2 protein-coding genes are annotated in these 1,821 nt (G+C 65.2%); both read right to left on the bottom strand.

All coding sequences use genetic code 11. The features are described from left to right. Positions 1 to 185: 185 nt before the first annotated feature. Positions 186 to 1,226, bottom strand: coding sequence for a porin (locus G3N93_RS39315; RefSeq protein ID WP_041492520.1), 1,041 nt, complete (start codon positions 1,224 to 1,226; stop codon positions 186 to 188). A gap of 264 nt (positions 1,227 to 1,490) precedes the next feature. After that, on the bottom strand, positions 1,491 to 1,821 hold a 331-nt coding region (locus G3N93_RS39320; protein ID WP_374196562.1), incomplete at its 5' end, for a porin.

Consider the following 1,821-nt stretch of genomic DNA (forward strand, 5'->3'; position numbering starts at 1 on the left):
CGCCGGTTGCGCGGCGCTGGCCAGCGCCGACGCCGCGATCAGGATCGATGCGGCAGCCGGGCCGACGATCCGGGCCTGCGGGGTGCGACTGTTGCGTGGTCGAAGCATGAACGTCTCCTTGTCATGACTGTGTCGTGGCGCCGCGAGCGCCCGGCTGGCCGGTCGCGGCGCGCGGGTTCGGAACATCAGAACGCGTGGCGGATCCCGATCTGGAAGCCGGACGGATTCTGGCCGCCGTCCGGATACACCTGGAACGTGACCGGATACGCGACGGGCACGCGATGCTGGCTTTTCACGTGCGCGGCGGTCACGTACAGGTCGGTGCGCTTCGACAGCCCGTAGATGTAGCCGATCACGCCGCCGGTCGCGCTCGAAATGCTCGTGTTGTTGTCGTCGTGGCGATGGACGACGCTCAGGTACACGCGGTTGATGCCGTCGATGTTCCAGCGCGCGCCGATCTGCGCATCCCAGCCCTGCGAATTGAATGCGACGTACGGCGGATACGCGTAGTAGCCGTTGTACGTGTGGTAGATCACGGTCGGCTCGAAGCCGCCGAAGCGGTACACGGCCGAGAAATAGTTGTCGCGCGACGAATGGATCTGCGACGAGCGGAAGATGTCGCGCGTGTACTGCAGCTCGCTCACGGCGCCGAGGAACAGCGGCCCGTTGCGGTATTCGATGCCGGTGCTGAAGAAGCGCCCGGCGCGCGTGCCGTCGCCGAGCCCGGTCGTGATCATCACGCGCCCGGTGAAGCCGTGGAAGGTCGGCGTCTTGTACTGCAGCGCGTTGTCGACGCGATAGGTCGCGTAGAAGAACTGCATGTCGTTGACCATGCTGAAGTCGGCCGCCCACGTCGGGTCTGCATAGCCGGCGAGCCAGTACGACGGCGTGAACTGGCGGCCCATCGTCAGCTCGCCCCAGTTGCCCTTGAGGCCGACGAACGATTGCCGGAACTGCGTCGACTGCACGCCGGTGTTCGCTGAAAACATCGGTTCGATCGTGAAGACCGCCTTGTTGCCGCCGCCGAGTTCCTCGACGCCGCTCAGGTTGAAGCGCGAATTGTTCAGACCGCCGCTCGACATCCGCGTGATGTTGCCGCCCGGGCCCGACGAAATCAGGTGCTCGATGTTCAGGTCCATGTAACCCGACAGCCAGATGCGCGACTGCGCATGCGCACCGGCGCAGGCGAGCAGCATGACACTGGACGCGATCAGCTTCTTTTTCATTCGGTCTCCAAATAGTCGTCGTTGTTTTCCGGGGCGAAGCGGCTTGCGCCGGACGGGCATCGTGCGAGGCGATCCCGCGGGCGGCGGCCGGTTCGCATGACGCGAGCGGGACGCGGGCCGTGCCGGTTCATGAATCGCGTTTGTGTATACATGAACTGAGAAAAATTATACGCACGGACGTTGATGAATTCGAAGCACTTCTTTTTTATACAAAACAGCGGTTTGGTTATAGCGGGTAGACCCGGATACGCGATGCGCACTGCGTCAGAACAGGTGCCGGATGCCGAGCGCCCAGGTCGCCGCGACGCCGCTGCCGCCGAGCCGGTCGTACCCGGCCAGCGCATAGACGTCGGTGCGCCGCGACAGCGTGTAGTCGAGCCCGGCCACGCCCGTGTTGCGCGACACGGCCGTGCGCAACGCGGTGCGGCGCGTGTACGCCCATTCGCCGAGCGCGGACAGCCGCGACGTGACGGGTACCGACACGCCGGCTTCGAACGTGTGCGAACCGGTGTCGGTCGCGGTCGTGCGCGTGCCCTGGATCGCGCCGTACAGCGTGATGCGCGGGAACGCGTACGCAAAGCCGGCGAGATACGCG

Source organism: Burkholderia sp. Se-20378, assembly GCF_017104665.1.
Taxonomy (GTDB): Bacteria; Pseudomonadota; Gammaproteobacteria; order Burkholderiales; family Burkholderiaceae; genus Burkholderia; species Burkholderia lata.

What these genes read in the sequence shown, in the direction of transcription:
- G3N93_RS39315 (WP_041492520.1), bottom strand. Translation starts at nt 1,226, where the DNA reads ATGAAAAAGAAGCTGATCGCGTCCAGTGTCATGCTGCTCGCCTGCGCC.